Consider the following 4,972-nt stretch of genomic DNA (forward strand, 5'->3'; position numbering starts at 1 on the left):
ATATAAATAATTTGTGTAATTTTATAGCTTTTAATAACTCACAAACATCTACTAATAATTTTTTAATAACGTAATACACAACATTATTTGCAAAAAAGAATAAACAGAATTAACAGGCAATAATAACCACAATAAGTTTTTTTAAAGTTTTAAATAAAAAGAATAATATTATATCATTTGATGATAACTGTAAATTTAAATCCGGTTATGATTATAGTTAGTTATTTTATATCTTAGAGTATATATTGAATTTTTTCTGTTTTAATAAATAGGAAAGGAGAGGGGAGGAGATTGACAAAATCTCTGATAATGTAATAGAGGAATTATAAATTATATTTTAGTATCGAAATAATATATGAATAAGAAGTCTTTGTTTAGGATAATTTTTGTTTTATCTCTGATTATTAATATTGTATCAATAGGATATATCGGCATAGATTATGTGAAAAATAAAAGAAACCGAAATATCTTTAAATTAAATGCTTATGCTTGGGCTAATAATCAGATAAAAAGCCCCGAATCGGGAGAAAACAGAGTTGTATTTATAGGTAATTCTATTACTGAAAATTGGGTACATTTAAGGTATAAGTTCTTTAAAGATAATAATTATATATGTCGGGGAATAGGAGGGCAAACAAGTCCTTTATTGCTTTTGCGGTTTCGTCAGGATGCCATAGATCTTCATCCTAAAGTGGTAGTTATAAATGCCGGTATCAACGATATTGCTGAAAATACTGGAGAATATGATCCAATATTTACTTTAGATAATATAAAATCGATGGCACAGTTGGCGGATAAAAATGGTATAAAAGTAATTTTGACATCTGTATTACCTTCTAATGGCTATGGATGGAAAAGCCATATAAAAAATATAACTAAGAAAATCAAAGACCTAAATGCTGAGATTAAAACTTATGCGAATGATAATGGTTATACATATGTAGATTATTATTCTGTGATGGTAAATAGTGAAGATAAAGGTATGAAAGAGGGGTACAGCTTCGATGGATTGCATCCTGATGAAGAAGGTTATAGTGTGATGGAACCTATAATTACCAAGGCTATTAATGATGTTTTAAATCAAAATTGATAATATATGAAAAAGTTATTTTTAATATTTACTTTGTTATTAAGTATTAATACTGTTTCTTTTTCTCAGATATATATAGATAATCAGGGGAATATATATGATCAGACGAAGAAAACCAATGCAACTTCTGGTACGCAAACTTTAAAGAAACAAGGTAATACCGGATCAGGTTTTCAATTTGACAAATCGAAACTTTCGATAGGGGGCAACCTAGGTCTTCAGTTTGGTGATTATACTGCAATAAATATTTCACCACAAGTTGGTTATGATTTTTCAAAATATTTTACAGCTGGAGTAGGTTTAGGATATTCATATTTTAAAGAAAGTCATTTTAATACTAAATGGACTAGCAGTTATCTAAGTTTCGATTTATTCGGTCGTTTTTATCCTATCGATTTTCTGGTCTTATCTGTACAACCAGAGATAAGCCGTATGTGGCAAACTATAAAAACAAATGGAATAAATTATAGTGAAAACAAATTTGTCCCTTCATTTCTTGTTGGAGGAGGATTACGTTATGGTGGTGTTATCGCTATGATCCAATATGACGTTATTCAGGACGATTACAGCCCTTATGGAGATAATTTGGTATATACTATAGGATATACTTTTAATTTTTGATATAAGTATAGATAAATACCTTGTAATTCATTCTAAAATTACTAGGTATTATATATAAATTTGTTTGTTCTAATAATAAACAAGTATTAAATCTAAAATGCCCGAATTGCAATGAAAAAAATTATTTTACTAATCTTATTGGTTGTTTTCAGCCTTGTTGTTAATGCTCAAAAGTTTAATGAATTGATTAATCTTAATAAATATGCTAAAGCCAATAGTGAATTACCGCTTCCCGGAAAGAAGGAGAATAGGGTAGTGTTTATTGGTAATTCTATTACTGAAGGATGGGCAAATATGCGACCTGATTTCTTTTCATCCAACAATTATATTGGCAGGGGAATTAGTGGACAAACAAGTCCTCAATTATTATCCCGATTCCGTCAAGACGTTATAAATTTGCATCCTGTAGCTGTTGTTATAAATATAGGTACGAATGATATAGCTGAGAATACCGGTACATATGATCCTGAGTTTACGCTTGGCAATATAAAATCGATGGCCGAGTTAGCAAAAGCAAATAATATAAAAGTTATACTTTCTTCTGTATTGCCTGTAGGTGAATATCCATGGAGAAAAGAAATTAAGAATGTACCGGATAAAATTGCTGCTTTAAATAAAGGAATAGAAGAGTATGCTAAAAAGAATAAATTTGCTTATATAGACTATTTTGCTGTAATGCATGACGAAAATAGAGCCTTAATAAGCACTTATGGCGATGATGGTGTACATCCGAATGCTTTGGGTTATGAAGTGATGGAAAAGACAGCTAAAGCAGTTTTAAATAAGGTAGTGAAGTAATCGTTGCATTCATAGATATTTTAAAACCTCTGAATAAACTTCAGAGGTTTTATTTTTATAAGGATATTAATGCTCTTGGTTAATCAATTCTTCTATTTCACTTAGATGGAGTTTAACATGAGATAAGTAACTTACTATCATAGATTGTAATGAAATTCTATTGCCTAATGCGTCTATCCATTCATTATTCAGCTTTTCATTATTCACATTCCGAATTATGTGGATAAGATGTTTGTTAGAATATTTCCACAACTCGACCAAATCTTTCCATTCTTCTGTTTGATAATTCTGAATCGCTATCCATCTATCGTTATTACCGAAGTGTGCATAATCGGGAAATATCAATGGATTTTCCTGATATTGCAGATGAACTATTCGATGAGTGTTATTAGATGCTGAATCGATCAGGTGTCCGACAATTTGCTTAATAGTTCTCTGTTGTTTGTTATTACGGAGTGTAATAACCTCAATGGGCAAAGCTAATAATTTGACTTCCCACTCATTTAATAAATTAATTAGGTCTTGGTTATTACTCTCGAAAGAGTTATTCTGATTATTGTAATCCATAATATGAAATTTCATTGATTAATAAGTTAATTTTCTCATGTCAATTATCTATTTATTATCCAATAGTTTTTGTGTATGTATCAGCAATTCTTTATCCCCAATCTCTCCATGTCCTGCAATAACTATTTCAGCGTTCGTAAATTTCTCAATGACTTTTCGTAAAGTACCTGACCATGCGTTTATATCGGCATCGGCAGTATTGCCTAAAGTAGTGGAATTAATGTCTTTTGCAATATCCCCGGCAAATAAAATCTTCTCAGTCGGCAACCATACAGCAATTACATCAATAGTATGTGCAGCTCCAAAATAATAGCATTCTACGGGAATACTCTCGAAATCTATCATTAGGGAATTTGAAAAACCGTGTTGCGGTACTGGCAAACCTTTTTCTTTGGCTATATCAATAGTTTTTTGATTAGCATAAGAAGTCACACCTATGGATTGTAGATAGTTTAAACCACCCATGCAATCCTCATGCCAATGGGTAGGAATAATTGTTGTAACAGTTGTATTAAGTGAATCTTTTGTCCAATTACATAATTCTTTAGTAAGTTCATCATTCCATGAAGTGTCTATCATCAAGGCCTTATCGTTTTTTACTAGCAATAGGCCATTTGCACCTACTTTTCCCCAATTTTCTGTTTGTAAAAAAGAAATGTGAAGATATGCGTTATCAGATAATTTAACTATTTTAATATCATCAGAAACTTCTATTATATTAGTTTCGGATTGAGAATAGCTCGTAAGTCGGATAAATAGTAAAAGGATTGTAAGTAATTTTATTTTCAATAGCATAATATTCAAATTGATTGATGATATATACTGTATCTCTATTTTATTTGATGAATTTTGTTTTACATTGGTTTCAAATTTTTATTGAGCCTGTCTATAATCTTTTCAAGACGGATTTGACGAGTTTTGTCGGATTTAGCATCAAGATAAAATCCCGTATATGTGCGTTGTATAGAATGAGACATTGCTATCAAATTAGTATAAGCAAGTTCATATGGTTTTACTATTTGTTTAAATAATTCTATTTGCTCATTGTTGATAATGATACGTTTAGAATTATCCCATAAGCCGTTTTTTTTAGCACATTCTATTGCCTCTAATCCTTGCGGGGTCATTAATCCACGCTCTATAAGGTTTTTAGCTAATTCTTTATTTTTTTCTGACCAATTACTTGTAGTTTTTCTACGGGCAAAATATTTTTTATACACATTTTCATCTATAGATTGCATTTGTCCGTCGATCCATCCATAACAAAGAGCTTCTTCTAATGCGTCATTGGCAGAAAGTGTGACAGGTTCTCCTTTTTTACGCAATAGCAACCATACTCCATCACTTTCTTTTCCATACTTTTCAAGCCATTTTCTGAAGGCATTTCTATCTGTGAATATCAATTTTTTATTCATAATTATCTTGAATTAATTGATTTAGTAGGTGATTATTGTTTAGGATAAATATACTGAGTGAGTTCAAATATTTGTCCTTCTCCGTTAATACCATCCCCTTCAAGATAAATTTTATTGTCTTTCAGGTATCCCGTAAACAACATATTTATTTTCGGATATCCTGTATCGGGATCTCTTTCGTCTGTAATATTATATATTTTAATATCATTATTTTTATCAATTTCGAAATAGCCTACAGACTTAATTATATAATTATAGGGATCATCTCCTAATCCTGTTTCAACATAACTTACAGCTCCTTTATCTCTAAAATCTTTATCATATATAAAAAAGAACCAGTGGCTTTTATCTCCAATATCTTGAGTCCATATAGATCCATTTAATATATTTTCCGGTTTATCTTCATCTGAACATGATGCAAATGTGAGTAAGATAGCAAACAAAAATAATAATGCTTTCTTCATATTCTTAAATGTTAAAA

At 30.2% G+C, this 4,972-nt stretch carries 7 protein-coding genes; 3 read left to right on the forward strand and 4 right to left on the reverse strand.

Annotation, left to right across the window (positions count from 1 at the left end; all coding sequences use genetic code 11):
• The first annotated feature begins 355 nt into the window (after positions 1 to 355).
• The 3 genes from JGH11_RS18910 (at position 356) to JGH11_RS18920 (ending at position 2,509) form a co-directional block, all read left to right on the forward strand.
• Entirely contained in the window at positions 356 to 1,090 is a 735-nt protein-coding gene (locus tag JGH11_RS18910; RefSeq protein WP_201114393.1) for a GDSL-type esterase/lipase family protein, read from the forward strand.
• A 6-nt stretch (positions 1,091 to 1,096) separates the two neighbouring features.
• The gene (locus JGH11_RS18915; protein ID WP_201114394.1) at positions 1,097 to 1,711 is read left to right on the forward strand and encodes a hypothetical protein; all 615 of its coding nucleotides are present in this window, start codon (positions 1,097 to 1,099) and stop codon (positions 1,709 to 1,711) included.
• Between the two features lie 111 nt (positions 1,712 to 1,822).
• Positions 1,823 to 2,509, forward strand: coding sequence for an SGNH/GDSL hydrolase family protein (locus JGH11_RS18920; RefSeq protein ID WP_201114395.1), 687 nt, complete (start codon positions 1,823 to 1,825; stop codon positions 2,507 to 2,509).
• A gap of 66 nt (positions 2,510 to 2,575) precedes the next feature.
• Here JGH11_RS18920 and JGH11_RS18925 read toward each other — a convergent pair whose 3' ends face one another.
• The 4 genes from JGH11_RS18925 to JGH11_RS18940 form a co-directional block, all read right to left on the reverse strand.
• Entirely contained in the window at positions 2,576 to 3,091 is a 516-nt protein-coding gene (locus JGH11_RS18925) for a DinB family protein (protein ID WP_236264204.1), read from the reverse strand.
• A 33-nt stretch (positions 3,092 to 3,124) separates the two neighbouring features.
• Positions 3,125 to 3,871 carry a subclass B1 metallo-beta-lactamase gene (bla, locus tag JGH11_RS18930; protein ID WP_201114396.1) on the reverse strand — a complete coding sequence of 249 codons (747 nt, stop codon included), beginning with the start codon at positions 3,869 to 3,871 and terminating at the stop codon, positions 3,125 to 3,127.
• A gap of 59 nt (positions 3,872 to 3,930) precedes the next feature.
• Positions 3,931 to 4,491 (reverse strand): YdeI family protein, encoded by a 561-nt coding sequence (locus JGH11_RS18935; RefSeq protein WP_236264206.1) that lies wholly within the window; start codon positions 4,489 to 4,491, stop codon positions 3,931 to 3,933.
• A 32-nt stretch (positions 4,492 to 4,523) separates the two neighbouring features.
• On the reverse strand, positions 4,524 to 4,972 hold a 449-nt coding region (locus JGH11_RS18940; protein WP_236264208.1), incomplete at its 5' end, for a hypothetical protein.

The sequence above is a fragment of the Dysgonomonas sp. Marseille-P4677 genome (assembly GCF_016652235.1).
GTDB lineage: Bacteria > Bacteroidota > Bacteroidia > Bacteroidales > Dysgonomonadaceae > Dysgonomonas.

Coding starts and splice junctions, on each gene's coding strand:
- JGH11_RS18920 (WP_201114395.1), top strand. CDS start 1,823: ATGAAAAAAATTATTTTACTAATCTTATTGGTTGTTTTCAGCCTTGTT.
- JGH11_RS18935 (WP_236264206.1), bottom strand. CDS start 4,491: ATGAATAAAAAATTGATATTCACAGATAGAAATGCCTTCAGAAAATGG.
- JGH11_RS18910 (WP_201114393.1), top strand. CDS start 356: ATGAATAAGAAGTCTTTGTTTAGGATAATTTTTGTTTTATCTCTGATT.
- bla (WP_201114396.1), bottom strand. CDS start 3,871: ATGCTATTGAAAATAAAATTACTTACAATCCTTTTACTATTTATCCGA.
- JGH11_RS18915 (WP_201114394.1), top strand. CDS start 1,097: ATGAAAAAGTTATTTTTAATATTTACTTTGTTATTAAGTATTAATACT.
- JGH11_RS18925 (WP_236264204.1), bottom strand. CDS start 3,091: ATGAAATTTCATATTATGGATTACAATAATCAGAATAACTCTTTCGAG.